Here is a 25,626-nt window from a genome sequence, read left to right as displayed (position 1 = left end):
AGCAAGTTCCAATCGGCGACGCCGAGTTGCGCGCGATCGAAGGCCATATGCGGCAAGAGCTGGACAAGCTGTTCGGACCGCTGCCGTGAAGTGAGGAGTGAAGCGTCATGACCAGCGCCGCCCTGCGACGAGATGAGGATGAGGCGCCGGTCGTGACGACCGCGCGCGCCGCGCTCTATCTGCGCGTCTCGACCGGACGGCAGGCCGAAAGCGACCTGTCGATTCCCGACCAGCGTCGCCAAATCGAAGGCTATTGCCTGTCGCGAGGCTGGGAAGTCGCGGCCGAGTTCGTCGAGCCGGGCAACACCGCGACCGATGATCGTCGGCCCTCGTTCCAGGCGATGATCGAAGCGGCGATGGTCAAGCCGCCGACCTTCAACGTCATTCTTGTCCACAGCTTCTCGCGGTTCTTCCGCGACCAGTTCCAGTTCGAGTTTTACGTCAGGAAGCTGGCGAAGAACGGCGTCCGGCTGATCTCGATCACGCAGGATTTGGGCGACGATCCGATGAGCGTGATGATGCGCCAGATCATGACGCTGTTCGACGAGTATCAGTCGAAAGAGAACGGCAAGCACACCCTTCGCGCGATGAAGGAGAACGCCCGGCAAGGCTTCTGGAACGGTGCGCGGGCGCCGATCGGCTATCGCGTGGTCGCGGCCGGCGAGCGCGGCGCGAAGATCAAGAAGAAGCTGGAAATCGACCCGATCCAGGCCGAGACGGTGCGGCGCATCTACCGCATGGCGCTCAACGGCGTCGAGGACCGGGGGCCGATGGGCCTCAAGTCTATCGCCACCTGGCTCAATGAAAATAGCATCCGCACCCGCGACGGCGGGCGCTGGGGTTTGGGCGCGGTCCATCAGGTGCTCACCCGCACGACCTATATCGGCCAGCACCGCTTCAACACCCGCGATCACAAGACGAAGACGCGCAAGCCCGAGAGCGAGCACGCGGTCATGGAAGTGCCCGCTATCGTCTCGGAAGCTGAGTTCGAGGCGGTCCAGCGCTCGCTCAGGGCGCGCAGCCCGAAGATGATGGCGCCGATGGCGGTGGGTGGCCCGACGCTGCTTACCGGCATCTGCTTCTGCGCGTGCTGCGGCGGTGCGATGACGCTGCGCACGGGCACCAGCAGCGTCGGCCGGGAGTATCGCTATTACACCTGCTCGACGAAGGCGCGGCAGGGTGCGACCGGCTGCCCCGGCATCACCGTGCCGATGGACCGGCTCAACGAGGCGGTGGTCGATCATCTCCAAGACCGGCTGCTCGACCCGGCACGGCTCGAAGCTCTGATGGATCAGATCCTCGAACGGCGCGATGAGTGGGTGAACCAGCGCCGCGAGCATGTCGCCGATCTTGAGCGCCGTGCGACCGAGGCGGAAGCGAAGCTGAAGCGCCTCTATGACGCGATCGAGAACGGCGTCATCGACGTGAGCGACCCGTCGCTCAAGGATCGAATCGCCGAACTGACCGCGACGCGCGACCAAGCCAAGGGCGACTCTGAGCGCGCCTTGGCGCATATCGTGAAGATTGGGCCAGCGATCACGCCGGAGAGCCTGCGCGCGTTCTCGGCCGCCCTGCGCAAGAAGCTGCGGAATGGCGACGGCACATTCGCCCGCGATCAAGTGCGCGCGGTTGCGCAGCGGGTGGAAGTCGTGAGCCGGAAAGAGGTCCGCATTCGCGGGTTGCGGAGCGAATTGCTCCGAACTCTAACCGCCGCCTCTGGCGTAGAGGCGGCGGTGCTAGGCGTTCGTGGTTTTGAACCGAAATGGCGCACCCGGAACGATTCGAACGTCCGACCCCCAGATTCGTAGTCTGGTGCTCTATCCAGCTGAGCTACGGGTGCGTGGAGAGGCGCCTTTAAGGCGGGTTGCGCGGGTGCGCAACCCCCTTTTTCCCTATTTCGCCTTGAGCGCCGCCTGTGCCGCCGCGAGCCGCGCGATGGGCACGCGGTAGGGCGAGGCGCTGACGTAATCGAGCCCGGTTTTCTCGCAGAAATGGATGCTCGGCGCGTCGCCGCCATGCTCGCCGCAGATGCCGAGCTTGATGCCCGCGCGCGCACCGCGGCCGCGCTCCGCCGCCAGTTCGATGAGCTGGCCGACGCCCTCGACGTCGAGGCTGACGAAGGGGTCGGTGACGAAGATGCCCTTGTCGACATATTGGGTCAGGAAGCGGCCCGCGTCGTCGCGGCTGATGCCGATCGTCGTCTGGGTCAAATCGTTGGTGCCGAAGCTGAAGAATTCGGCCGACCCGGCGATCTCGCCCGCCATCAGCGCGGCGCGCGGCAGTTCGATCATCGTGCCGACGAGATAGGCGATTTCGCGCCCCTTCTCGGCGAATACCGCCTTGGCGGCCGTATCGACGACCGCCTTCATCAGGTCGAACTCGCGGCGCGTCGCCACCAGCGGGATCATCACCTCGGGAATCGGCGCCGCGCCGGTTTCGGCGGCGACGTCGCACGCCGCCTCGAAGATCGCGCGGGCCTGCATCTCGTAGATCTCGGGATAGGTCACCCCAAGGCGGCAGCCGCGATGGCCGAGCATCGGGTTGAATTCATGCAGTTCGTTCGCGCGCGCCTTCAGCGCCTCGATCCCGACGCCTGCCGCCGCCGCGACCTCGGCGAAATCCTCTTCGCGCGTCGGCAGGAACTCGTGCAGCGGCGGGTCGAGCAGGCGGATGGTCACGGGCAGGCCCGCCATCACGCCGAAGATCGCGGCGAAGTCGCCGCGCTGTTCGGGAAGCAGCTTGGCGAGCGCGGCGCGGCGGCCCTCCTCGCTGTCGGCGAGGATCATCTCGCGCACCGCGGTGATGCGCGCGGCGTCGAAGAACATATGCTCGGTGCGGCAAAGCCCGATGCCCTCGGCGCCGAAATCGCGCGCGACCTGGGCGTCTTGCGGGGTTTCGGCGTTGGTCCGCACCTTCATGCGGCGCACCTTGTCGGCCCACGCCATCAAGGTGCCGAAATCGCCGACCAGTTCGGGAAGCAGCGTCGGCACCTCGCCCGCCATCACCTCGCCGGTCGAGCCGTCGAGCGTGATCACATCGCCTTCGCGCAGCTCGCGCCCGGCGACGCGCAGCACGCGCGCCGCGCCGTCGATCGCCAGCCCGCCCGCGCCCGAGACGCAGGGGCGCCCCATGCCGCGCGCCACGACCGCCGCGTGGCTGGTCATCCCGCCACGCGCGGTCAGGATGCCCTTGGCGGCGTGCATGCCGTGAATATCCTCCGGCGACGTCTCGACACGGACGAGGATCACCGCCTCGCCCATGCCCGCCGCCTTTTCGGCGCTGTCGGCGTCGAACATGATCTTGCCCGACGCCGCGCCGGGGCTCGCGGGGAGTCCCTTGGTCAGCACGTCGCGCGCGGCATTGGGGTCGAGCGTCGGGTGGAGGAGCTGGTCGAGCGCGCCGGGGTCGACGCGGCCGACGGCTTCCTCTTCCGAAATCAGCCCCTCGGCGGCCATGTCGACCGCGATCTTCAGCGCCGCCTTGGCGGTGCGCTTGCCCGAGCGCGTCTGGAGCATCCACAGCGTGCCGCGCTCGACGGTAAACTCGATGTCCTGCATGTCGCGGTAATGCGTCTCGAGCGTGTCGAAGACGCGGCCGAGTTCGCCGAAGGTCTCGGGCATCGCCTCTTCCATCGACAGCGGCTTGGCGCCCGCCTTTTCGCGGGCGATCTTCGTGAGATATTGCGGGGTGCGGATGCCGGCGACGACGTCTTCACCTTGGGCATTGATCAGCCATTCGCCGTACCAGGCGCGCTCGCCGGTCGCGGGGTCGCGCGTGAACGCCACACCCGTGGCCGAGGTGTCGCCCATATTACCGAACACCATCGCCTGCACATTGACCGCGGTGCCCCATTCGCCGGGGATCGAGTTGAGGCGGCGATAGACTTTCGCGCGATCGCTTTCCCAGCTCGCGAAGACGGCGCCGATCGCGCCCCACAGCTGGTCCTTGGGCTCCTGCGGGAAGGGCGCCCCGGTCTCGCGCTCGACGATCGCCAGATATTCGATGACCAGCGCCTGCCAGTCCTCGGCCGCCATCTCGGTGTCGAGATAGAAGCCCTTGTCTTCCTTGGCGATCTCCAGCGCTTCCTCGAACGCCGCATGGTCGAGCCCCATGACGACGTCGGCGTACATCTGGATGAAGCGGCGATAGCTGTCCCAGGCGAAGCGCGGATCGCCCGAGGCTGCGGCGAGGCCAGCGACGGTCGCGTCGTTGAGCCCGAGGTTGAGGACGGTGTCCATCATCCCCGGCATCGACACGCGCGCGCCCGAACGGACCGAGACGAGCAGCGGGTTCGCCGGATCGCCGAAGCGCTTGCCGGTGATGCCCTCGATATGCGCGATGCCGTTTTCGACATCATCGGTCAGGCCCGTGGGGAATTGCTCGCCATTCGCATAATAGGCGGTGCAGACCTCGGTCGTGATCGTGAAGCCCGGCGGGACCGGCAGGCCGATCGACGCCATTTCGGCAAGGTTCGCGCCCTTGCCGCCCAGTAATTCCTTCGCGCGCTCGGCCGTGGTGGCCGCACCGCCGAACAGATGCACCATATTCGTCTGGGTAGGCGTCGTCGTCATGTCAGGCTCCTGCTGCCCCTGGGGAGAAGGTTGGCGGGGGAATAGGTATGCAATGCGGATTGGTCGATTCAGTTTTGCTTTAGCGATGTCAGGCTGGCCTGCCTCCACCGCGGCGCTGCCACGCGTCGAAGAGCGCCTGCCCGGCCGCGCCGCCGAAGGTCAGCATCGGCACGTCGCGGCGAAAGGCGAGCTGCCACGCCTTGATCCAGAAGGTCTGGCGCGGCTCGATCGCGGCGACCGCGTCCCAGCCGAAGTGCAGCGGCGGATGGAACAGGCGAAAGAAGACCGGCGGGCGCAGATAGAAGCCGCGCGCGTCGATCCAGACGTTCATCGCATTCTTGTAGCTGACGCCGCCCGGAAAGCGGCCGATGACCATCGTCGCCCAGCCATAGCGGCGCGCGTCGGGCGGAATCGGGCGGTCCCAGGCGAAGGCGGGCAGATATTTCGACCAGCCCACCCACGACAGGATGCGGACGACGAACAGCCAGATCGCGACGAAAAACAGCGGAAAGCCGAGCGCGAAAAGCCAGATGAGATGGGTATCGTTCATGGTGCCATTCCCCCTGTGGATGATGGACGGACACTAACCCTCTATCTTCGAGAAATCGGCGACGCTGTGCACCGCGTCACGGAAGCGCGCGAGCAGCCCGAGCCGCCACGCGCGTGCCGCCGGATCGGGATCGTTGACCATCACGCCCTCGAAAAAGGCGTCTACGGCCGAGCGGAGCGAGGCGAGCGCGGCCATCGCGTCGGTGAAACGCCCGTCCGCCACCGCGGCGGCGGCCGCGGGCTCGGCGGCGTCGAGCGCGGCGAGCAAAGCGCGATCCACATCCGTCGCCCCCGCGAAGGCGGGGGCCGCTATTGTCGACGTGCCTTCGCCAGCCGCGGGGATGGCACCGTCCTTCTCCGCCTGCTTCAGAATATTCGCCGCGCGCTTGTAGCCCGCGAGCAGATTGGCGCCGTCGTCGGTCGCCATGAATGCCTGCAACGCTTTAACGCGGGCGAGCAGGCGGACGAGATCATCCTCGCCGCCGAGCGCGAACACCGCGTCGATCAGGTCGTGACGAACGCCGGCTTCGCGTTGCTGGACCTTGAGGCGGTCCAAAACAAAGTCTTTCAGATGCCCCAGATAGCTCCGTTTTAAGGTATCCAATACGGTGTCCCTCGCGGTCTCATGCGGAAGCGCATCGGGATATTCATCTTGAATGTTCTGCGCGAGATAAAGCTCACGTGCCCTAAGAAGCCACTCGGTCAACTCTCCGCGCAACCCATTCTCAAAAACCATCGCCAACTGCCCCAGCGTACTGCGGCGAAGTGCAAACGGATCTTTCGATCCACTCGGACGAAGTGACTTCATAAAAAAGCCGGCTAGGCTATCCAACTTATCCGCCAGCGCCACAGCCACCGTCACCGGCGCAGTGGGAACATCGTCGCCCTGCCCGACCGGCTTGTAATGGTCGCGGATCGCGTCGGCGACGGCGTCGGGCAGGCCTTCGGCGCGGGCATAATAGCCGCCCATCAGGCCCTGCAGCTCGGGAAATTCGCCGACCATTTCGGTGACGAGGTCGGCTTTCGCCAGCTCCGCCGCCCGCCGCGCGAGCGCGGGGTCGCAGTTCGGGACGATCCCTTCGCTCGCCAGCCATTCGGCGAGCTTCGCGACCCGCTCGACCTTGTCGGCGACCGTGCCGAGCTTTTCGTGAAAGGTGATGTTCGCGAGCTTCTCCGCGTGCTCGGCCAGCGTCTTCTTCTGGTCCTGTTCCCAGAAAAAGCGCGCGTCGGACAGGCGCGCGGCGAGGACCTTGCGGTTGCCCGCGACGATCTCGGCGCCGCCGTCGCTCGCGACGATGTTCGCGGTGCAGACGAAGCCGTTCGCGAGCTTGCCGTCGGGCCCGTTCACGACGAAATATTTCTGGTTCACCCGCGCCGTCAGCTGAATGACCTCGGGCGGCACTTCGAGGAACGCCTCGTCGAAGCGGCCGAGCAGCGGCACCGGCCATTCGGTGAGGCCGGCATTCTCGATCACCAGCCCCTCGTCCTCGACCAGCGTCAGCCCCGCATCGGCCGCGGCCTTCGCGGCGCCATCGCGGACGATCGCCTGCCGCTCCTCATGGTCGACGATGACATGGCAGGCGCGCAGCTTGTCGGCATAGTCCGCCGCCGAGCCGATGGTGATCTCGCCGGGGCAGTGGAAGCGGTGGCCGCGCGTCGCAAAGCCTGCGGAAATTCCGCCGACTTCGCACGGTATCAAATCTTCGCCGAAGATCGCGACGATGCCTGACAGCGGGCGCACCCAGCGCAGGCTCTCGCTGCTCGTGCTTTCGCGGCCCCAGCGCATCGACTTCGGCCATGCGAAGCCGCGGACGATCGCGGGGATCGCCTCGGCCAGCACCTCGGCGGTCGCGCGGCCGGGTTTGTCGAGCACCGCGAAATACACGCCGTCGCGGTCTTCGAGCTGGCCCTGCGTTAGGCCGGTCTTGCGGAGGAAGCCTTCGAGCGCCTGCGGCGGCGCGCTGGTGCGCGGGCCCTTGAGTTCTTCGCTGATCGCGGCGGTCGCGTCGGGCAGCCCCTTGGCGATCAGCGCGAGGCGGCGCGGGGTCGACCAGATGGTGAGCTCGCCCGCTTCGAGGCCTGCGGCCGCGAGCTGCGCGCGAAACAGCTTGTCGAGCTCGGCGCGCGCGCCGGCCTGCATCCGCGCCGGGATTTCCTCGCTGCGCAGTTCGAGAAGGAAGTCGGTCATTGAAAATCCTCCCCGCTTGCGGGGAGGGGGACCGTGCCGGAGGCATGGTGGAGGGGGTTATCGACCTTCGACCGCAGCTGAGCGATTACTCCGTCCATATTCTCCAGCACATCTTTTGCTGTCACGCGCACGACCTCAAATCCTTGTGCCGCCAGAAACGCATCCCGGGCGGCGTCACGCTGGGGCGCCGTTCCGCGATCATGCGCTTCGCCATCGATTTCAACGACAAGATTAGCCGCTATGCTACAAAAATCGGCGATATATGGGCCGATCGTATGCTGGCGCCGGAACTTCAGGCCAAGTTTCTGCCCGCGCAATTGCTCCCAGAGCAGGACTTCGGGCAGCGTCAATTTGCGGCGGAGCTTCCGAGCGGTGTAAACCTCCGGGCGTTGCGGGCTCCGTGAGCCCCCTCCACCACGCTTCGCGTGGTCCCCCTCCCCGTTCCGGGGAGGATTGGCAACGGCCATCACAGCACCCACCCCGGATATTGCGCGGTCCAGCGTTCGGACTGGCTGTCGATCCACGCCTTGCAGCTGCCCTTCGCGAGGTCGCGGACGCGCGCCATGTAGTTGGCGCGTTCCTGGACGCTGATCACGCCGCGCGCCTGGAGCAGGTTGAAGAGATGGCTCGCCTCGATCGCCTGGTCATAGGCGGCGAGCGGGACGTTCGCGGCGATGGCGCGCTGACATTCGGCCTCGGCCGCCTTGAAGCCCGCGAACAGGCTGTCGGTGTCGGCGACCTCGAAATTCCATTTCGAGAACTGCTTTTCATTCTCGAGGAAGACGTCGCCATAGCTCACCCCCGGCACGTCGCCGACCGCGTCGGAGAAGCGCAGGTCGTACACATTGTCGACATTCTGGATATACATGGCGAGGCGTTCGAGCCCGTAGGTGAGCTCGCCGGCGACGGGCTTGCAATCGAAGCCGCCCATCTGCTGGAAATAGGTGAATTGGGTCACCTCCATCCCGTCGCACCAGACCTCCCAGCCCAGCCCCCACGCGCCCAATGTCGGTGATTCCCAATCATCCTCGACGAAGCGGATGTCGTGGAGCAGCGGGTCGATGCCGATCGCGGCGAGGCTGCCCAGATATTGTTCCTGCAGGTCGGCGGGCGATGGCTTCAGGATGACCTGATACTGGTAATAATGCTGGAGCCGATTGGGGTTCTCGCCATAGCGGCCATCGGTCGGGCGCCGGCTCGGCTGGACATAGGCGACGTTCCACGGCTCGGGCCCGAGGCTTCGCAAGGTCGTCGCGGGGTGGAAGGTCCCCGCGCCCACCCGCATGTCGTAGGGCTGGAGAATCGCGCAGCCGCGGGCCGCCCAATAGGCGTGCAGCGTCAGGATCATGTCCTGAAAGCTGAGGGGTGTCTTATCCGCCGCGTCGGCCATTTTTCGCCTTCTTTCGCAGGTGCAACAATCGCCGCAGCCCTTGGCGCAGCGGGGCCGCAGGGTCAAGGGGACAGCGGGTGAAGCCGGCGGTAATGTGCCGAACGGGGCGCGAGTTTGCTTGTCCGGGGTGACGATGGTGATCGAACCCTCCAATGCCAAATGTCAGGTCTTGTTGACATGGTCAGCGAATCCTGTCATTTAGTCAATAACACCTGACATTCGGTCAGGGACGCATGACGAATGGATCCGCATGAACAACCAGCTGAAAGTGCTGCGCGCGATGCGAAACTGGAGCCAGGCAGAACTGGCCCAGCGGCTCGACGTGTCGCGGCAAGCGGTGAACGCGATCGAAACGGGCAAATACGACCCGTCGCTTCCGCTCGCCTTCAAGCTGGCGCGATTGTTCGACATGCCGATCGAGGAGATTTTCGACGATGGCTTCGAAGGATAGGATGATGGTCACCGAACCCCAGGAACCGCGTGCGCCGGGCTTCGTCTGGCCCACCCTGATCTGCTTTGGCGCGATCATGCTCGCCGGCGCCTTCGCCGGATACAACGCCGCCGCCGCCGAAGCGGGGGACGCGACGCTCGCGCCGTGGATCGGGCCGCTGATCGCCGCCGCGCTCGGCATCGGAGGCCTCTTCCTCTATTTCCGCCGCCACGCGGGCTGGTTCCGCGCGCTGTCGCCTCGCCAGCGCCGCTATTGGACCGCGCTCGGCCTGTCGGCGGTGGTCGGCGGCATCATCGGCGGCTGGCTCGTCCTCGATCAGCCGACCGGCCGCAGCGCGGCCGACCTGTTCAGCAGCGGCGTGCTGAGCCCCGGCTTCGCGATCGGCGCTTCGCTATTGTGGGTCGCGGGCCTCGCGGTCGGCATGGTCCTCTATCATCGCGCAATCGACGATCATGAGGAACGCGCCTGGCTGTGGGCGGGGCTCGCGGGCTGGTACGCCTTCGTCTTTCCCGCGCCGGTCTGGTGGGTCCTCCACCGTGCTGCTCTCGCCCCGCCGGTCAGCGTCATGGCGCTGTTCCTCCTGACCATGCTGGTCAACGCCGCCGTCTATCTGTGGTTCAAGTTCCGCTGACCCCCCTTTTCACTTTCCGTCCAACCGCTACAACCGCCCCAGAAAGGCCTCTCCCATGAAAAAATGGCTCAAGACGCTCGCCACCACCTGCGCGATCATCCCGCTGGCACAATGCGCGCTGATCCCGGGCAACAGCGTCGCGGCCGAACCGGCGCCGCAGTCCGCCCCCGTCGCGCCGCCCGCCGCGCCAGCCGAACCGGTCGCCACGACCGACGCCGATCCCGCGCTGTGGGTGGTCAAGGACGAGGACACCACCATCTATCTGTTCGGGACGGTCCATGTGCTGAAACCCGGCCTCAGCTGGTTCGACGAGGCGGTTAGGCAAGCGTTCGACAAGTCCGACCAGTTGATGCTCGAAATGGTGCTGCCGGAGAATCCCAAGGACATCGAAGACATCACGAAGGCGCTGACGATCGACCCCGAAGGCAAGACGCTGGCCAGCCGCATGACGCCGGAGGACCATGCGAGCTATGCCGCCGCCGTGGGCGCGCTGGGCCTTCCCGTCGAACGGTTCGAAACATTCGAGCCCTGGTACATGGGCATCAATCTTTCGATCCTGCCGCTCCTCAAACTCGGCTACAATCCGGCGGAAGGCCCCGAGATGGTCCTGACGGCCGCGGCGAAGGCCTCGAGCAAGCCCATTGCGGGGCTGGAAACGGTCGAGCAGCAGCTTGGCCTTTTCGACCAGCTGCCCGAAGTCCAACAGGTCGCGTTCCTGAACGCCGTGGTGAAGGACATCGATACGCTCGAACCCATGCTGAACATCCTGATCGACCAGTGGAGCAAGGGCGACTCCGACGCGCTCGCCGCAACGCTGAACGAGAGCATGGAGACGACGCCCGAGCTGGCGCAGATATTGCTGTTCCAGCGCAACGCCAACTGGGCCGACCAGATCAAGGCGCGGATGGATCAGCCGGGGACGGTCTTCGTCGCGGTCGGCGCGGGGCATCTCGCGGGCCAGCACAGCGTCCAGGACTATCTGAAGGAACGCGGGCTGACCGCGACGCGGGTCGACTATTGACCGGCGCGGGCCGCCCCGTCCGGCCCCGGGGCCGCCGCGTCGCGGCGGCCCTCTTCGCGTGCCTGCTCGCCGCCTGCTCGCCGCCCAAGGTGACGTTCGACGCGCATCCGGCGATGTGGCTCGCCGAGGACGGCGACACGCGCATCTATTTGCTCGGCACGATGCACGCGCTTCCCGAGAGCACCGACTGGGATCGCGGCAAGGTCGCCGAGGCCGTCGCGGCGGCCGACGAGCTGGTCATGGAATTGTCGCCCGAGGAGCTCGCAGCGGCGGGCGAGGAGTTCGAGCGCCTCGCGCCGCGCCGCGCGCCGCTGCCGATGGACGAGCGGCTGACGCCCGCCGCGCTTGCCCAATATCATGCGCTCGAAGCGGGTGGCCCCGACTTTCGCGCCGACGCGCTCGACGATTGGGCAGTGATGGTGCTGATGGGCCAGCGCGTCGCGCAGAAAGCGGCGCTCTCGTCCGACAACGGCGTCGAGGCGCGGCTGACCGAGGATTTCCGCGCCGCGGGCAAGCCGATCGGCGGGCTGGAGACCGCGCGCAGCCAGCTGATGCTGTTCGAAACGCTCGACCCCGCGACCCAGCGCGCGCTGCTCGCCAAAGCGGCCGAGGGCGCGAGCGACGCGGTGGCCGATGTCCGCGCGCTGACCGACGCCTGGTCGCGCGGCGATGTCGCGGCGCTCGAAAAGGTGATCAACGAGGATGTTGATGCCGTTCCCGCGGCGCGCGAGGCGATCATCACCGGCCGCAATCGCGTGTGGAGCGCCTGGGTGAAGCGCCGCATGGCGCAGCCGGGCACCTTGCTGGTCGCGGTCGGTGCCGGGCATCTGGTCGGCGCCGACGGCGTGCCGGCGATGCTCGCGGCCGAAGGCGTGAAGGTCCGGCGCGTACAGTGACGGCGTGATGGCCAGGGCGCGGTGGTTGTTCTTTTGAACGCGGGATAACATGGGCTGGAATCGTCATTGCGAGCGGCGAAGCCGCGCGGCAATCCAGAGCAGTCTACGCCACTCTGGATTGCTTCGGCTCCTCGCAATGACGAAGCGGGCCAATCGCCGACTCCTATCACCCCGCCGCGCGCTTGCGCCACTTCGTCCACAGATGCCGCGCGAGCAGCAGCGGCGGCATGCGCAGCCAGTGCGAGCGGATGTAGAAGGCCTGCTGAAGCGCGAAGTCGCTTGCGTGGCCCCAGTCGTCGCGCGCGAGCAGGCGGCGGCGGAACCAGCGGTCGCGCGGGTTGCTCCGGCCCCAGCCCTCCGGTAATTCGCTCGCATAGAGATCGCGCGCCAGCCGCGCGGCGCGATGCACCACCGCGCGCAGGCCATGCTTGGCGGCGCGCGCGTCGAGCCGCCCCCAGAAACCCGGATCGACGGCGGCGAAATCGCGCGTCAGGCAGTGGAAATCCCAGAGGTTGCGCAGCCCGCCCTGCAAATCGCCGTCGGCGAGCAGATGCGCCGCGCAGTGGCAGGCCATGTCGGCGGGCGCGAGCACCGCGAAGCCGCTCTCGGTCATCGCCGCGTCGGCCACCAGCGCCAAGGGATCGGGCGTCGTGCGATGCGTCTGCGGCAGGATCGTGTGGTGGACGTCGATCATCCGGTCGCGCGCCTTGTGGATCAGCGGCGGCAGCTCGTGCATATGCTCGCGGTAATAGGCGTCGTCATAGGGGTCGGACTTGACCCATTCCCACCCCGCTTCGAGCAGCTCGTTCTCGGCGCGGCCGATGTCGTGGGCGGGGACGAGGATATCGAGATCGCCGATCTGCCGTCCTTCGGCGCACGAAAGCCCCGCAGCGGCATAGGCGGTGCCCTTGAGCAGAACGAACTCGATCCGCTCGCTCGCCAGCGCTCGGCGGGCCATTTCGGCCTCCCACAGCGCCTGCTGCGTCGCGACCTCGGCGGCGGCGCGCTGGTCGGCAAGGAGCGCTGCGACCGGTGCCGGCAAGGCCGCGCCCTTCAACTGGTGCGCGAGCGTCGCGAGCATCGCCTCGGCGCGCGCGACGCCGATCACCCCGTCCCAGTCGCGCGGCGTCAGCATCGCCGCGTCGCGCCGCCCGGCAAGCAAATCGACGAAGGTTCCTACCGCGCTCACCGCTCCGCCTCGGCCCAGAGCTGCTCGACGAGCGCCAGCCCCGCCGCGCTGTCGGGATAGGAGATGCCGAACGCGGGCACCGCGCGCACCAGCCGCGTCAGCGCCTCGAACCCCGCCTCGCCGAGCGCGGTGTAGTTGGTCGACGCCTCGGTCAGCCGGACGAAAGCCTCGCCCTCGCCGAGTCGCTCGATCGCCGTGGCGCCGCCGAAGCGCGGGAAGAGCAGCAGCGCGGGGCGCGCGGGCTCGTGCATCGCCGCGACCGCGTCGGCGCGCGGGATCAGATGGCAGATATCGCCCTTCGGCGTCCCCGCGAGCAGCGGCCCGAGCCGCGTCGCATCGACCCGCGCCGCCATTTCGGCAATCGCCTCGTTCTTCAGGCTAACCGCGCGCGGGAAGGCGAGCGCGTCGCCGCTCGCGGGGTCGATCAGCGTGAATTCGTCGCCCATCAACCGCCAATCGCCCTCGCCGAGCAATGCCGCCAGCGTCGACTTCCCCGACCCCGAAACCCCCGACATCAGGACGCTGCGTCCATCGCGCGCCACCGCGCTCGCGTGGAGCAGCAGGTGCCGCCGCCAGCCGAGCGCGACCTGCAAATTCATTCCCATTTCGGCGGCGAGCAGCCCCATCGAAAGCGGCAGCGGCAGCGCGTCGGGCACGACGAAATCGCCGCCGATCTGCACCGACGGCCGCAGCCAGCGCCGCCACGGCCGCGCGGCGAACAGCCGTACCGTCGCGTCGGCGGGGCGCGCGGCGTCCTGCGGGTAGGCGGCGTAGAGCCGTTCGAGAGCAGCGACCGGCGCGCGCCAGTCGCTGCCGATGCGGAACTGCACCGGCCCGACCGCGATGCGCGTGCTGTGCCTCACGCAGGTTCCACCAGGCCGAGGCTCGCCAGCTCGCGCAGCCGTTCGCCGAGGATCGCCCGCGTCTCCGCCGCGTCGGGAAGGTCGAAGCTCGCCGCGAGCCGCGCGGCGAGCAGCGCCGCGTTGCACGCCTCGCCGCTCATCGCCTCCAATATCTCGGGCAGCGGCGACACGACGAGATGGGTCTGCATCGACCGGCGGTCGAAGATCGCGGTCAATTCGCCCAGCCGCTCGACGCGCAGCGCCTCGACCGGCGCGGCGCGATAGACGGGGTCAGCCATAATCTTGGGCGGCGGCGATAAGCTTGGCGAGGATCGCCATCAGCGCGGTGCGCTCGGACGCACTGATATGCGATTCGAGCCGCTCCTCGGTCGCGAGCGCCGCGGGGACGATGGCGTCGTAGAGCGAGCGGCCGGTCTCGGTGAGGTCGAGATGATGCGATCGCCCATCGGCCTCGTGCGCCTGGCGCGCGATGAGCTGGCGGTCGGCGAGTGCCTTGGCGGCGCGGTTGACCGTCACCTTGTCCATCCGCGTCGCCTGCACCAGCTCGCGCTGGGTCAGCGGCTTGCCCTCCCCCAGCACCGCCATCAGCCGCCATTCGGGAATCTTGAGCCCAAACTTGTTCTGATAATCGGCGGCGATCCGCTCCGACAGCGCGTTGGAGGCTATCGACAGGCGATAGGGCAGGAACTGGTCGAGGTTCAGCGTCTTGGCGGCCATAACTCGTATTTATCGCCTGTTCGGCGTCTGTGAAGACGGGCTGGTGATTAAATCCGCCTAAAAGGACAGTCGCGCGCCGACCCACAGCGTCCGCGGCGTCGCGCGCTCGACGATGCCCGCCGAGGAAATCGCGGCGGGCACGAGCGCGTCGAACAGATTCTCGCCGCGCGCCTCGAGGCTGACCGCATCCGAAACGCGCCACGACAGCCCGGCGTCGAGCGTCAGCGCGTCGTCCAGTGGCTGGAGCCCCAGATCGTCCTCATTTTGCTTGCCGACATAGCGCAGCGTCGCGAAGCCGCCGAGCGGGCCGTCCCCGCGGTTGCTCAGCGAGATGCTGCCGCTGTGCTTCGCGACCTGCGCCGGCCGCAGTCCGTCGAGCACCGCCGCGACGCCGGAGGCGTCGACGCGCGCGTCGGTGAAGGCATAGCTCGCGCGCAGCGTCAGCGGGCCGAGCGGCGCGTCGGCGCTGAATTCGACCCCCTTGCTGTCGATCGCGTCGAGATTCTGGCGCTGGCTGTAGGTCGCGCCCGCCGCGACGAAGCCGACGCCGGGAAAATTGCCAGGCCCGGTGCCGAGCGTGACATTGGCGATCGCATTTTCGAGCCGATTGCGAAACAGCGTGATCCCGACATGCGCCTCGCCGCTCGTCAGCTCAGCGCCGACCTCGCCGCCCCACAGGCGCTCCGGGCGCAGCAATTCGTTCGCCGCCGTCGCGTCGGGGCCGACGCGGAAAGGACGGTAGAGTTCGTTGAGCGTCGGCAGTCGCCAGCCGCGATACATGGCGGCGCGGATCGCGAGCGGCCCCGCGGTCCAGCGCAGCCCGGCGCGCCCGCTCGCCTCCCACCCCTGCCGCGCGGCATAGTGCGCGTCGGTGATCACCGGCCCGGCGATATTGGTCTCGAAGCGATAGCCCGCGCCGAGCCACCAGCGGTCGACCCGCACGCTCGCGGTCCACAAGAGCCCCTCGTCTGCCTCGCCCGAGGTCCATTCGGCGAAGGCGCCCACCGTGTCGCTGCTGCCCCCCGCGATGCGGTGGCGGCCGGGGACGAGCCCGGTGAACAGATAATCCTCCTGCGTGCGCCCGACCGTCCGCCGCCAGTCGACGCCGAGCCGCAGCGGAAAGGCGCTGCCGATCGCGGGGCGCAGCTCGACGCGCGCGCCGAGACCGGTCGCGGGCACCCGCTGGTGGAGCGCCGGGACCACGCTGTCACGATCCCCCGCGACGCTTGCGAAGCCGGTGTCGAACTCGCGGAGCTGGACATAGGCCAGGGCGAGCCACTGCACGCCCGCACCGGGCTGGTGGAGAAAGCGCAGGCTGGCGTCGATGCCATCGACGCGGCTTTCGCTGAAATCGGTGCCGCGATCGCGCCGATCCGAAAAGCCGCGCAGGCTTGCCTCGATACGGCTGTTGTCGCCCGCGTCGAAGCGCAGCCGCACGCCGAGGCCGCCCTGCTCGTAAGGCGCGGCGTGGTCGACCGCGCCGCGCTGGCTCTCGACGACGGGAACGAAGCCGTCGCCCCGGCTGTAGCGGCCGTCGACCGCGAACCAGCCGTCGCCGAGCCGCGTTCCCGCGCTCCCCGACAGGTCGACGCCATCGCGGCTGCCGTATGCGGCGCTCGCCTCCACCCCTTCGGTCATGTCCGAATAGAGGCCGATCGTCCCCGCGAGCGCGCCCGGCCCGTCGACGCCGCTGCCGCCGCCGCGCGCGACGATGATGCCGCCGAGCCGGATCGCGTCATAGGCGCTCCACGCGACCCAGCCGCCGAAGGGGTCGGCCTGCGGCACTCCGTCGAGGGTGATAAGCGCGCGGCTCGACGCATTGCCGCCGAGCCCGCGCAGCGTCACGCCCTGGCTCGTCGGATGCGCCGAGCGGCCATCGGAGCGGCGGAATTGCGCCAGTCCGCCCTCGTCGCGGAGGCGATTCTCGATGCGCGTGCCAAGGCCGGGGTCGAGATCGCGCAGGATCGCGGCCGACTGGACCGAATTGCCGTCGGTCGGCTTGAGCGATCCGCCTCCGACGACGACGATCTCCTCGGCCGGGACATGGCGCGCCGGGATGATGATCGGCTCGTCCTTGTCCTGCGCCATCGCCGCCGCCGGCAGCGCCAGCGCGGCTGCGCCCGCGAGCAGGCGGATCACGCCGCCTTCACCGCGTCGGGGTGCGCCCTTTTGAACGCGTCATGGTCCATGCACGCGGCGTCGATCGCGACGAGGCGCGGAAAGGCGTCGAGCGGCACGTCGAAGCGGCGCGCGTTGTACATCTGCGGCACCAAGCAGCAGTCGGCGATCCCCGGCGTGTCGCCGCCCAGATAACGCCCCTCGCCCGCCCCCGAATCTGCCATCGCCTCGAGCGCGTCGAAGCCTTCGAGAATCCAGTGGCGATACCAGTGATCCTTGGTCTGCTCGTTGAGCCCGAGGTCGCGTTTCAGATATTTGAGCACGCGCAGATTATTGAGCGGGTGGATGTCGCACGCGACGACATGCGCCTGCGCCAGCGCGACCGCGCGCGGCATCGGCTCGTCGGGAATCAGCCGCGGTTCGGGATGGGCGCGGTCGAGCCAGTCGATGATCGCGAGGCTCTGGATGATCGTCTCGCCGTCGGCGACGAGCATCGGCACGAAGCCCTGCGCATTCTGCGCGAGATAAGCGTCGCTTTTCTGTTCGCCCGCGATCAGGCTGACCTCGACGCGCTCGTAGGCAAGGCCTTTGAGGTTCAGCGCAATGCGGACGCGATAACTCGCCGAGGAGCGGAAATAGTCGTGGAGGACGAGGCTGGTCATGGCCCCGCCTAATGCCCGTCCTTCGGCATCTCCGCAATCCATTGCCGGAGCAGCGCCGCGCCTTCCTTGTGCACCGTCGAGCGGCTGAGTTCGGGCATCGCGATTCCCGCCTCGAGGCTTTCGAGGCGATAGATGAGAAAGCTGTGGTCGGGATCGCCCGGCTTTATCGCGAACTCCATCCCGCCGCTGCCGCGCCCGGCCGCGGTGGGGCGCTTGCCGATGCCATAGTTGACGCCGATGGGGTCGGTCCAGCGCAGGAACAGCCCGCTGTTCGACGCGCTACCCCGCGGGTTGTGGCAATGGGCGCAATTGACGTCGAGATAGGCGCGCGCGCGCTGCTCGAGCGAACCGCTCGCGGGGTCGTCCCAGCGCGGCATCGGCGCTGTAGTCCTCGGAACCTTGACGAAGAAGCGTGCGAAATCGGGGCGGCTGAGCGCGGTGCCGAAGTCGATATTCGCCGCCTTGGGCCCGATCGGCACGATCGTCCCCGCCTTGCTGTGGCATTCCTTGCACTGATTCTTGTTCGGCACCGCATAGCGGATGCTGTGCGCCGCGCCGTCGGGGCTCTTGAAGCTCACCGGCACGCGCCGCCCCGCGATGGCGAGCGTCGCGTCCTTGCCGTCGGCGTCCCAGATATAGGGCAGCGCGGTCCAGCCGCTGGCGCGGTGGAGGAGCAGCCGCGTCTCGACCGGCCGGCCGCCATTCTGTTCGGGCCAGCCGAAGCTCTTCACGATCAGGCTGCCGACCGGAAAGTCGATATGCCCGTCCGCCGCGACGCGCGCCTGCTGCCCCGCCGGCACCCAGATCAGCCGGTGCTTCTCGGCATAGTCGCTGAACAAGGGCGTGTGCAGCGTATAGGGCAGCAGCGCATCGACCGGCTCGCTCGTCCCGGCGCGGAAAATCCCGAAGGCGGAGAGCTTCGCCGGCATGTCCGCGCTGTCGATCACCGCCTGGTTCGGCCCCGGTTCGGAGACCGCGACCGCACCGCTCGCGCACAGCAGCGCCGCGGCGAAAGCTGCGGCGACGCGCTTCACTGGACCCGCGCCTCCATGCTTTCCGGCAGGGTGATGCCGGGCAGCGGCGCCGGCGCCTCGCCCTTCAGGTCCGCGGGCGACGGCTTGGCCTCGCTCTGCGGCGTCCCGACGTCGGGCAGGTTCAGCGACAGCACCGCGACGTCGTCGTTGACGACCGCGCTCCCCGCGCCGTCCCACAGCACCGGCGGGATGCTCCCGCCCATCGCCGCCGCGATCTCGGCTCCGCCCGGAAAGGCCGGCGCGAAGCCCGCCTTGCCGTGCTGATTGTCCCAGACGGCGATATCCTTGGGCAGCGGCTGGTATTTCTCGTCCTTGTAGGGATAGCGATAGCCGACGATCATCACATTGGCGGTGCCGTTGTCGGCCAGCATATTGTCGAAGACCTCGACCCGGCTGTTCGCCATCACCAGCACCCCGGTGCCGGTCGGCACGCTGGCGACGATATTGCCCTTCGGCGCGAAGTTCGGCGTGCTGTTGTCGTTCACCATATTGTCGAAGACACGGACATTGTGGCCGCCCTGCTGCGGCAGGCTGGGCAGGTCGAACACCAATATGCCGCCGGTGTTCTTGGTCGCGACATTGTCGTGGACGTCGGCGTCGTAGCAATTCTCGATCTCGATCCCCGCGACATTCTCCATCGCGATCGAATCGCGCACGACGATATTCTTCGACTGGCCGACATAGATGCCCGCGTCCGACGCGCCGCGGACATAGACGCTGTCGATCAGCACGTCGCTGCTCTCGACCGGATAGATGCCGTAGGCGCCGTTGGTTTCCTTCGGCCCCGCGGTCCATTCGACGCGGAGCTGGTGATAGACGATGCGGTCGGCGCCCTTCGACTTGATGCCGTCGCCTTTCGTGTTCAGCACCGCGAAATTGGTGAGATAGACGTCGTCGGAAGTGACGAGCAGCCCCTCGCCCGCGCCCTGCTGGCCCGCGAAATCGAGGATCGAACCCTCGCCAGCCTTCGTCCCCGCGCCGCGCACCGTGACATTGTCGACGTCGAGCGACAGCCCGTCGGTCAGCGTCCACGTTCCCGCGCCCAGTTCGACGACGTCGCCCGGTTCGGCGAGGATCAGCGCTTCCTGTAATTTCTCGTTCGCATCGGGGGTGCCGGCGCTGACGCTGATCGTCTTCGCGGCGGCGGGCGCCGCGGCGACGGCGAGCGCGGCAAAGGACAGCAGGGCTGCGCGCGGCAAATAGGTGACTCGCATATCTCTCTCCCTTGTTTTGCCCGTGTCATGCGGCAAGAGTGAGCGGAAGCCAAGCCATGTTGCTGACATCGGTGTAGTTAAAATAGGGGGGAGAGGTCGCAATGTTTCACATCTATCTCGTGGCGCTCGTCGCGCTCGCCGTTCCAGCCGCCGCCGCCGCGGCTCCGGCGCCGATCACAGGGCGGTGGAAGACCGACGACGGCAAGGGCATCGTCGACATCATGCCGTGCGGCGCCAAGCTGTGCGGCCGCATCCACCGCCTGCTGATCGACCAGCCCGCGGGAGGCCAGCGCGACGAGCGCAATCCCGACAAGGCCAAGCGCGGACGGCAGGTGACGGGGCTGCAAATCTACTGGGACCTGATCCCGCACGACGGCGGCTGGCGCGGCCAGGGCTACAGCCCCGAGGACGGGCGCTATTACAAGGCGCATCTCCGCGTCAGGGGCAACAAGCTGACGATGAAGGGGTGCGTCGCGGTTTTCTGCCGCACGGTAACCTGGACGCGGGTGAGTTGAGACCCTCCCGCGAGCGGAAGGGAGTCTGTCAGGGCGCGTCGCCCAGGATCCAGTCGACCCCGGCGGCGACGTGGATCCGCGCGGCATCGTAGATCGGCAGCACATTGGCATCGGGATCGACGAGCATGACGAGCTCGGTACAGGCGAGCACCAGCGCCTGGACGTCCTGCTTGGCGATGTCGGTGATGAAGGTGCGCATCGTGCGCCGCGAATCCTCGGTCACCTTGCCCTGCATCAGCTCATCGTAGATGATGCGGTCGATTTCCTCGGCGCGGCTGCCGTCATAGGGGGCGAGCGTCAGGCCGTAGCGTACGAGCCGCTGGCGATACCAGGCTTCGGTCATCACGTTGCGCGTGCCGATGACGGCCGCCGACTTGACGCCATCGGCGCGGATCTTTTCCCCCGTTTCGTCGACGATGTGGAGGAGCGGGATCGAGATCGCCGCGGCGACCTCTTCCGCCACCTTGTGCATCGAATTGGCCGCGATCATCAGCGCCGTCGCGCCCGCATCCTCGAGCCGCTTCGCCGATTCGATCAGCACATCCTTCGCGTGCGCCCATTGCTCGGGCGTGGTCAGCCGCGACAGCTCGCAATAATTGAGGCTTTCGAGCAGGATCGGCGCCGAACAGCTCGTCCCGATCCGCTTCTGCACGCCCTTGTTGAGATGGCGATAATAGATTTCGGTCGACGCCCAACTCATGCCGCCGATCAGGCCGATTTTACGCATAATTCCTCCATCGGTTGCGGCACCGGCCCGCCCCCCCACCCGGCCTCCCGATCATAGTATCCTATGGGAGGCCGGGTGGGGGAGCGGGCCGGTGCCGCCTGCGCCGTCAAGACGCAGAAAACTAGTGCCCGCCGCCGTTCAACGCCTTGACGATGTCGTCGGCCATCTTCTTGGCGTCGCCGAGCAGCATCATCGTCTGGTCCATGTAAAAGACGTCGTTGTCGACCCCGGCATAGCCGACCCCGCCCATCGAGCGCTTCACGAACAGCACCGTCTTCGCTTTTTCGACGTCGAGCACCGGCATGCCGTAGATCGGCGACGTCTTGTCGGTCTTCGCCGCCGGATTGGTCACGTCGTTGGCCCCGATGACGAAGGCGACGTCGGCCTGCGCGAATTCCCCATTGATGTCCTCGAGCTCGAACACCTCGTCATAGGGGACGTTCGCCTCGGCGAGCAGCACGTTCATATGGCCGGGCATGCGTCCCGCGACCGGGTGGATCGCATATTTGACGTTCACGCCCTCTTTTTTGAGCACATCGGCCATTTCGCGCAGCGCGTGCTGCGCCTGCGCGACCGCCATGCCGTAACCGGGGACGATGATGACGTTCTCGGCCTGGCTCATCAGGAACGCCGCGTCGTCGGCGCTGCCCGGCTTCCACGGACGCTGTTCCTTCGACCCGCCGCCCGAAGCCGCGGCGTCGGCGCCAAAACCGCCCGCGATCACGCTGATGAAGCTGCGGTTCATCGCGCGGCACATGATGTAGGAGAGGATCGCACCCGACGAACCGACGAGCGCGCCGGTGATGATCATCGCCGTATTGTGGAGCGTGAAGCCCATCGCCGCCGCGGCCCAGCCCGAATAGCTGTTGAGCATCGACACCACGACCGGCATGTCGGCGCCGCCGATCGGGATGATCAGCAGGAAGCCGATCACGAAGCTGAGGCCCGTGACGGTCCAGAACACCCAAGGGCTCTGGTCGACGGTGAAATAGGCGACGAGGCCGATGATCGCGGCGAGCGTGCCGAGGTTGATGACGTGGCGCAGCGGCAGCATGATCGGCGCGCCCGACATATTGCCGTTGAGCTTCAGGAAGGCGATGACCGACCCCGAAAAGGTGATCGCGCCGATCGCGATGCCCAGGCCCATCTCGACGCGGCTGACGGTGAAGATCTGCCCCGCCGCATCGGCGATGCCGAAGGCGCCGGGGTTGAGATAGGCCGCCGCCGCCACCGCGACCGCGGCAAGGCCGACGAGGCTGTGAAACGCCGCGACGAGCTGCGGCATCGCGGTCATCGCGATCTTGCGCGCCATGACGATGCCGATGACGGCACCGATGCCGATCGCGACGAGGATTTCGATCAGGCCGACCGTATCGAGAACAAAGCTTCCGTCTCCGTCGAGAACCATCGCCTCGGGCGCATGAGTGATCATGGTGGTGACCACCGCGATCGTCATGCCGATCACGCCGAAGCGGTTCCCGCTCTGCGCCGTCGCCGGGCTCGACAGCCCGCGCAGCGCGAGGATGAAGAGGATGCCCGACACCAGATAGGCGATGGCCGCGTAAGGATTTACCGCGCCATGGTTGCCGGTCGCGGCCGAAAGAATCGCTTGGACGTCCATCTCAGCGTCCCTTCTTCTTGTACATCGCGAGCATGCGCGACGTGACGGCGAAACCGCCGAAGATGTTGATGCTCGCCATCACGACCGCGGCGAGGCCGAGCCATTTCGACGAGGCCGAACCCGCCGCGGCGCTGGCGATCAGCGCGCCGACGATGATCACCGACGAAATGGCGTTGGTGACGCTCATCAGCGGCGTGTGCAGCGCCGGGGTCACCGACCAGACGACGAAATAGCCGACGAAACAGGCCAGAATGAAAATCGAAAAAATCGCAATGAAGTCCATGATATGTCTTCCGATCTTCGTTGGTTATCCGAGCAACCGCTCGTTCACGACCTTGCCGCCCTGCGTGAGGCGCACCGCGTTGCCGATTTCCTCGTCGAGCAGGGGCTTGCCCGCCTCCTTGTCCCAGAAGGCCGAGAGGAAGTTGAACAGGTTGCGGCTGAACAAGGCGCTGGTGTCGGCGGGCATCAGCGCGGCGATATTCTGCGCGCCGATCACGGTGACGCCGTGGATGCGCTTCGTCTCGCCCGCGACCGAGCCCTCGACATTGCCGCCGCTTTCGGCCGCCATGTCGACGATCACGCTGCCGCTGCGCATCGTCGCGAGCTGTGCGTCGCTGATCAGCCGCGGCGCGGGACGCCCGGGGATCAGCGCGGTGGTGATGACGATATCCTGCTTGGCGATGTGCGACGACACGAGTTCGGCCTGCGCCGCCTTATATTCGTCGGACATTTCGGTGGCGTAGCCGCCCGCGCCCTCGCCCTCGATCCCCGCGACGCTCTCGACGAAGATCGGCTTGGCGCCGAGGCTGAGGATCTGTTCCTTGGTCGCGGCGCGCACGTCGGTGGCGCTGACCTGCGCCCCAAGGCGCCGCGCGGTCGCGATCGCCTGCAGCCCCGCGACGCCGACGCCCATGATGAACGCCTTGGCGGCGCTTACCGTGCCCGCGGCGGTCATCATCATCGGGAAGGCGCGGCCATAGGCGTTCGCGGCGATCAGCACCGCCTTGTAGCCGGCGAGATTCGCCTGGCTGGAGAGGATGTCCATCGACTGCGCGCGCGTGATGCGCGGCATGAACTCCATTGCGAGGGCTTCGATCCCGAGTTTCGCATAGGCATCGACGCGCTCGCGCTCGCCAAAGGGGTTCAACCCGGCGGCGAGCCATGCGCCGTCGGCGAAGCCCGACAGCGTCTTGGGGTCGGGTCCCTGGATGCCGAGGATGATGTTCGCGCCCTTCAGCGCATCGGCGCGGCTGCCGACACTGGCGCCCGCGGCGGCATAATCGGCGTCGGCGATCGAGGCTGGCTCGCCCGCCCCCGCCTCGACGGCAACATCGGCCCCCAAGCCAATGAATTTCTTCACGGTTTCCGGGGTCGCAGCGACACGGGTCTCGCCGGGGGCGAGTTCCTTCAGAACGGCGATGCGCATGCCGGGCCGGTCAGGACGCGAGCAGGAGCACGACGAAGGCGGTCACGGCGATCGTGATGATCGCCCCCACCTTGAACAGGCTCAGGAAGCCCGAATAGGTTTCCTGTGCCGCTTTCATTTCCTGTTCGGACGCCATGGCTCTTCCCCTTTTGCTGCTCGCTTCGCGCACGCGCCGCGCGCGCGGGATCGAAATCTGGATTCGCGCTGGTCTTAGCCACGCCTCCCGCGATGCTCAAGGGGCGGAATGGTGCGCGCCGCCCGCGGCCAAAGCCGGACGGCCTTAATCGCCCCTTTACCCCTCTTGCATAAAACGGGCGGGGAGAGCGGAACAGCGGCCGGATCGGGCCGGCGAAGGGGCAGATTCGAGAGCGATGGCGAGCACGCGCGACACACGAACGGTGATGATCGTCGACAGCGAAGCAGCACAGCAGCGCTTCCTGTCGGCGCTGGTGTCGCGTGGCGGCTGGCGCAGCACCGTGGCGGCGGACACCGACACCGCGCTCGCCAAATTGGGCACGCAGGAGGGCATGGCGCTCGACGCGGTGCTCGTCGACCAGGGCGCACCCGGGATCGCCATCCCCGAATTCGTCGCCGAACTGCGCCGCTGGCGCCCCGCGCTACCGCTGATCGTCATCACGATGCGCAACGGGGTCGAGGTCGCGGTGAGCGCGATGCGCGCGGGCGCGAGCGATTTCGTGCAAAAACCCATCGCCCCCGATCGGCTGCTCGGCGCGCTCGACCGCATCGCCTCGACCGCCGGCCCGCAGGGCGAGCTTCGCCCGCTGACCGAAAAGCTCCGCGCGCCGCTCGCCTTCGAGGAGATCATCGGGTCGAGCCCCAATTTCCGCAGCGCGCTCGCGATCGCCGCCAAGGCCGCGCGCGCGCGTGTGCCCGTCATGATCAACGGCAAGCCGGGCACCGGCAAGGAAGTCTTCGCCCGCGCGATCCATAGCGCGAGCCCGCGCGCGCGCGGCCAGCTCGTCATGGTCGATTGCTCGGCGGTGTCGCCGGGGCTGATCGGATCGGGCCTGTTCGGCCACGAACGCGGCGCCTTTCCGGGCGCCTTCGACCGCCAGATCGGCCGGATCGTCCAGGCCGACGGCGGCAGCATCATCATCGACCATGTCGAGTGCATCCCGCTGGAAACGCAGGCGAAGCTCGTCGAATTCCTGAACACGGGCGAGGTGCAGATGATCGGCGGCACGATCCGCCAGAGCGTCGACGTCCGCATCATCTCGACCAGCGCGAGCCCGCTCGACAAGCTGATCGAGGCGGGGCATTTCCGCGAGGACCTGTTTTATGCGCTGTCGAGCGCGCAATTCACCCTGCCCTCCTTGAGCGAGCGGCGCGGCGATGTCGGCCCGCTCACGCGCCACCTGCTCGCGCGGATCGGCGGGCTTCCCGGCATGGGCCCGATCGGCGTCACCGACGACGCGCTCCGCCTGCTCGCCGCCTATGCCTGGCCGGGCAATGTCCGCCAGCTCCAGGATGTGTTGTTCCGCGCCGCGGTCGCGAGCAAGACCGACGTGCTCACCAGCGCCGATTTTACCGCGATCGAGGCCGCGCTGGGCGGCAGCGGGTCGAACGGACAGGGCGAGATCGCGATCAACGGCGAAGCGATCGGCGTCACCCTCTACCTTCCCGACGGCAATCTGCGCCCGCTCGAAGAAATCGAGGCCGACGTGATCCGCCTCGCGATCGGCCATTACCGCGGCCGGATGAGCGAGGTCGCGCGGCGGCTCGGCATCGGGCGCTCGACCCTCTATCGCAAGCTCAGCGATCTTGGCATCGATACCGCCGCATAATATAAGTCTGGACTTATATAATTACCGATTGATAT

Annotated in this window: 25 protein-coding genes and 1 tRNA gene; 7 read left to right on the top strand and 19 right to left on the bottom strand. The window is 67.4% G+C overall.

Going from position 1 to position 25,626, the window contains the following annotated elements; all coding sequences use genetic code 11:
- Positions 1-107 precede the first annotated feature (107 nt).
- Positions 108-1,808, top strand: coding sequence for a recombinase family protein (locus CD928_RS01920; RefSeq protein WP_095385144.1), 1,701 nt, complete (start codon positions 108-110; stop codon positions 1,806-1,808).
- On the opposite strand, the gene CD928_RS01915 is transcribed toward CD928_RS01920, so the two are convergent.
- The 6 genes from CD928_RS01915 to CD928_RS01890 form a co-directional block, all read right to left on the bottom strand.
- Positions 1,764-1,840 (bottom strand) — tRNA-Arg (locus tag CD928_RS01915). The genes CD928_RS01920 and CD928_RS01915 overlap by 45 nt on opposite strands.
- A gap of 52 nt (positions 1,841-1,892) precedes the next feature.
- Positions 1,893-4,571, bottom strand: a complete 2,679-nt coding sequence (gene ppdK / locus CD928_RS01910; protein ID WP_095384126.1) for a pyruvate, phosphate dikinase — start codon at positions 4,569-4,571, stop codon at positions 1,893-1,895.
- An 88-nt stretch (positions 4,572-4,659) separates the two neighbouring features.
- Positions 4,660-5,121 (bottom strand): hypothetical protein, encoded by a 462-nt coding sequence (locus tag CD928_RS01905; protein ID WP_095384123.1) that lies wholly within the window; start codon positions 5,119-5,121, stop codon positions 4,660-4,662.
- Positions 5,122-5,154: 33 nt separating this feature from the next.
- The gene (gene glyS, locus CD928_RS01900; protein WP_095384120.1) at positions 5,155-7,308 is read right to left on the bottom strand and encodes a glycine--tRNA ligase subunit beta; all 2,154 of its coding nucleotides are present in this window, start codon (positions 7,306-7,308) and stop codon (positions 5,155-5,157) included.
- Positions 7,305-7,775 (bottom strand): endonuclease domain-containing protein, encoded by a 471-nt coding sequence (locus tag CD928_RS01895; protein ID WP_095384117.1) that lies wholly within the window; start codon positions 7,773-7,775, stop codon positions 7,305-7,307. The genes glyS and CD928_RS01895 overlap by 4 nt, the downstream gene beginning before the upstream one ends.
- Positions 7,775-8,698: a glycine--tRNA ligase subunit alpha gene (locus CD928_RS01890; protein ID WP_095384115.1), complete on the bottom strand. Its 924-nt coding sequence runs from the start codon at positions 8,696-8,698 to the stop codon at positions 7,775-7,777. Before CD928_RS01890 ends, CD928_RS01895 begins: the two co-directional genes overlap by 1 nt.
- A 250-nt stretch (positions 8,699-8,948) precedes the next feature.
- Between CD928_RS01890 and CD928_RS01885 the strand changes: the two genes are divergently transcribed.
- From CD928_RS01885 to CD928_RS01870, 4 genes are read left to right on the top strand one after another with little or no spacing between them, the layout of a single operon-like run.
- The gene (locus CD928_RS01885) at positions 8,949-9,149 is read left to right on the top strand and encodes a helix-turn-helix transcriptional regulator (RefSeq protein WP_095384112.1); all 201 of its coding nucleotides are present in this window, start codon (positions 8,949-8,951) and stop codon (positions 9,147-9,149) included.
- A gap of 4 nt (positions 9,150-9,153) precedes the next feature.
- Entirely contained in the window at positions 9,154-9,780 is a 627-nt protein-coding gene (locus CD928_RS01880; protein ID WP_141237058.1) for a cytochrome c-type biogenesis protein CcmH, read from the top strand.
- Between the two features lie 55 nt (positions 9,781-9,835).
- A complete protein-coding gene (locus CD928_RS01875) occupies positions 9,836-10,801 on the top strand; it encodes a TraB/GumN family protein (RefSeq protein WP_095384109.1) in 966 nt (321 codons plus the stop codon).
- Positions 10,798-11,697: a TraB/GumN family protein gene (locus CD928_RS01870; RefSeq protein ID WP_255247012.1), complete on the top strand. Its 900-nt coding sequence runs from the start codon at positions 10,798-10,800 to the stop codon at positions 11,695-11,697. Before CD928_RS01875 ends, CD928_RS01870 begins: the two co-directional genes overlap by 4 nt.
- Positions 11,698-11,863: 166 nt before the next feature.
- Here CD928_RS01870 and CD928_RS01865 read toward each other — a convergent pair whose 3' ends face one another.
- Genes CD928_RS01865 through CD928_RS01830 form a run of 8 tightly spaced genes read right to left on the bottom strand, consistent with a single transcriptional unit; the run spans position 11,864 to position 19,494 of the window.
- Positions 11,864-12,886: a nucleotidyltransferase family protein gene (locus tag CD928_RS01865; protein WP_176473406.1), complete on the bottom strand. Its 1,023-nt coding sequence runs from the start codon at positions 12,884-12,886 to the stop codon at positions 11,864-11,866.
- Positions 12,883-13,749, bottom strand: coding sequence for an HprK-related kinase A (locus tag CD928_RS01860; RefSeq protein WP_095384107.1), 867 nt, complete (start codon positions 13,747-13,749; stop codon positions 12,883-12,885). The genes CD928_RS01865 and CD928_RS01860 overlap by 4 nt, the downstream gene beginning before the upstream one ends.
- Entirely contained in the window at positions 13,746-14,027 is a 282-nt protein-coding gene (locus CD928_RS01855) for an HPr-rel-A system PqqD family peptide chaperone (RefSeq protein ID WP_095384104.1), read from the bottom strand. The genes CD928_RS01860 and CD928_RS01855 overlap by 4 nt, the downstream gene beginning before the upstream one ends.
- Positions 14,020-14,466: a MarR family winged helix-turn-helix transcriptional regulator gene (locus CD928_RS01850; protein WP_095384101.1), complete on the bottom strand. Its 447-nt coding sequence runs from the start codon at positions 14,464-14,466 to the stop codon at positions 14,020-14,022. The genes CD928_RS01855 and CD928_RS01850 overlap by 8 nt, the downstream gene beginning before the upstream one ends.
- Before the next feature lie 57 nt (positions 14,467-14,523).
- Positions 14,524-16,605: a TonB-dependent receptor gene (locus CD928_RS01845; RefSeq protein WP_095384098.1), complete on the bottom strand. Its 2,082-nt coding sequence runs from the start codon at positions 16,603-16,605 to the stop codon at positions 14,524-14,526.
- A complete protein-coding gene (maiA, locus tag CD928_RS01840) occupies positions 16,602-17,246 on the bottom strand; it encodes a maleylacetoacetate isomerase (protein WP_095384095.1) in 645 nt (214 codons plus the stop codon). Before maiA ends, CD928_RS01845 begins: the two co-directional genes overlap by 4 nt.
- A gap of 8 nt (positions 17,247-17,254) precedes the next feature.
- Positions 17,255-18,280: an SO2930 family diheme c-type cytochrome gene (locus CD928_RS01835; protein WP_095384092.1), complete on the bottom strand. Its 1,026-nt coding sequence runs from the start codon at positions 18,278-18,280 to the stop codon at positions 17,255-17,257.
- Positions 18,277-19,494 carry a parallel beta-helix domain-containing protein gene (locus CD928_RS01830; RefSeq protein WP_095384090.1) on the bottom strand — a complete coding sequence of 406 codons (1,218 nt, stop codon included), beginning with the start codon at positions 19,492-19,494 and terminating at the stop codon, positions 18,277-18,279. Before CD928_RS01830 ends, CD928_RS01835 begins: the two co-directional genes overlap by 4 nt.
- Before the next feature lie 101 nt (positions 19,495-19,595).
- On the opposite strand from CD928_RS01830, the gene CD928_RS01825 reads away from it, so the two are divergent.
- Entirely contained in the window at positions 19,596-20,009 is a 414-nt protein-coding gene (locus CD928_RS01825; RefSeq protein WP_095384087.1) for a DUF2147 domain-containing protein, read from the top strand.
- A 28-nt stretch (positions 20,010-20,037) separates the two neighbouring features.
- Here CD928_RS01825 and CD928_RS01820 read toward each other — a convergent pair whose 3' ends face one another.
- The 5 genes from CD928_RS01820 to CD928_RS22895 form a co-directional block, all read right to left on the bottom strand.
- On the bottom strand, positions 20,038-20,736 hold the full coding sequence (locus CD928_RS01820; protein ID WP_095384084.1) for an aspartate/glutamate racemase family protein: 699 nt from the start codon (positions 20,734-20,736) through the stop codon (positions 20,038-20,040).
- Positions 20,737-20,857: 121 nt separating this feature from the next.
- Complete coding sequence (locus CD928_RS01815; protein ID WP_095384081.1) at positions 20,858-22,357, bottom strand: NAD(P)(+) transhydrogenase (Re/Si-specific) subunit beta; 1,500 nt, start codon at positions 22,355-22,357, stop codon at positions 20,858-20,860.
- 1 nt (position 22,358) lies between these two features.
- A complete protein-coding gene (locus CD928_RS01810) occupies positions 22,359-22,640 on the bottom strand; it encodes a proton-translocating transhydrogenase family protein (RefSeq protein WP_095384078.1) in 282 nt (93 codons plus the stop codon).
- A 24-nt stretch (positions 22,641-22,664) separates the two neighbouring features.
- Positions 22,665-23,786: an NAD(P) transhydrogenase subunit alpha gene (locus CD928_RS01805; RefSeq protein WP_095384075.1), complete on the bottom strand. Its 1,122-nt coding sequence runs from the start codon at positions 23,784-23,786 to the stop codon at positions 22,665-22,667.
- 10 nt (positions 23,787-23,796) lie between these two features.
- On the bottom strand, positions 23,797-23,922 hold the full coding sequence (locus tag CD928_RS22895) for an aa3-type cytochrome c oxidase subunit IV (protein ID WP_141237057.1): 126 nt from the start codon (positions 23,920-23,922) through the stop codon (positions 23,797-23,799).
- Positions 23,923-24,157: 235 nt separating this feature from the next.
- On the opposite strand from CD928_RS22895, the gene CD928_RS01800 reads away from it, so the two are divergent.
- Positions 24,158-25,591 (top strand): sigma-54 dependent transcriptional regulator, encoded by a 1,434-nt coding sequence (locus CD928_RS01800; RefSeq protein WP_095384072.1) that lies wholly within the window; start codon positions 24,158-24,160, stop codon positions 25,589-25,591.
- Positions 25,592-25,626: the final 35 nt, after the last annotated feature.

Source organism: Sphingopyxis sp. GW247-27LB, from assembly GCF_002277025.1.
Classification (GTDB): domain Bacteria; phylum Pseudomonadota; class Alphaproteobacteria; order Sphingomonadales; family Sphingomonadaceae; genus Sphingopyxis.
The sequence above is the reverse complement of the archived record's forward strand: the minus strand, read 5'-3'. Positions and strand labels throughout refer to the sequence as shown.